Consider the following 1,180-nt stretch of genomic DNA (forward strand, 5'->3'; position numbering starts at 1 on the left):
AGGACCATGGTCATTCGTTTGGCTCCTTCCTGGGGGTGGTCCAGTGGATCATAGGCTGAGGGGGCCTGGGGGAGGCCGGCGAGCATGGCGCACTGGGAGAGGTCAAGGTCTTTTGGTTCTTTGCCGAAATAGGTCCGGCTGGCAGGGCCTACGCCGTAGGCTCCGTGGCCGAAGTAGATGGTATTCAGGTATATTTCCAGTATCTGGTCTTTGGAATAGTATTTTTCCAGCTGCATGGCGAGGGCCAGTTCTTCCACTTTCCGCTCCATAGTCCGTTCATTGGAGAGGAAAATGTTTTTTACTGTCTGCTGGGCGATGGTGGACCCGCCTTCCATGGTGTGTCCTGCGATGGCATTGGTGATGATAGCCCGTCCGACTCCGATGAGGTCGATGGCTCCATGGTCATAGTACCTTCTGTCTTCGGTAGCTACGATGCCTTTTTTCAGAAGGTCCGGAATCTGGTCCCCGGGGACGAATTTCTTCCGGTCGATCCGGGATTCCAGGGCCGTGGTGAAATGGGCCACATTGTTCCATTTCTGCTGGAGCGATTCCACTTCGGCTGCTGCCTCTTGGCGGGTGGGGATTTTTTCAGAAATATTTTTTTCTTTATCCGTGGATTTTGGGGCAGCGGTCTCTGCCGTACCGGCAGGGGTGGCTTCTTTGGAAATGCCATTGAAAATGGTATTGGAAATATCTTTGATGAGCTCCACCATTCCATCTTTTTCGGATTTCTGCTCCTGGGAAGGCGCAGAGCCTTTGGCGGCCACGGCTTTCGGAGTGCGCGGCTTATCCACGCCTTTGGATAGGTCGTTTCCTTCGCTCATGCCCCAGTAAACAGCACCTGCCAGGATGAGAAGGATGAGTAAGAGTTTCTTCATAGGAGATTCCTCGCTGGAAATTTGTTTGTATATTTCTTATTCTATCATATGTGGGGTTGTAGGATGAATAGTTTCATTCGTAAAGGAAACTTTATGATGAGAGGCTTTTGAATCGGTGTGATCGGGGTTGTCGGGAAGGTGGCGGTCAAGTGCCAAAAGGACGGATTGGGGATTTCGGATTGCGGATTGCGGGAAGGTGCGGGCATCAGAATCATGAAGCCCGCTATTTTTATAGGAAAACCTTAAGCTTTGAAAACTTTTGAATCGGGATTATCGGGAATATCGGGAATCGTTTCGGGGAA

At 51.0% G+C, this 1,180-nt stretch carries 1 protein-coding gene; it reads right to left on the minus strand.

Translation table 11 applies throughout. The features are described 5' to 3' along the window. The coding region (locus VZT47_RS10550; protein WP_330224910.1) for a transglycosylase domain-containing protein at positions 1-878 on the minus strand (878 nt) is incomplete at its 3' end. Positions 879-1,180 lie beyond the last annotated feature (302 nt).

The organism is Dialister sp. (genome assembly GCF_036343215.1).
Classification (GTDB): domain Bacteria; phylum Bacillota; class Negativicutes; order Veillonellales; family Dialisteraceae; genus Dialister.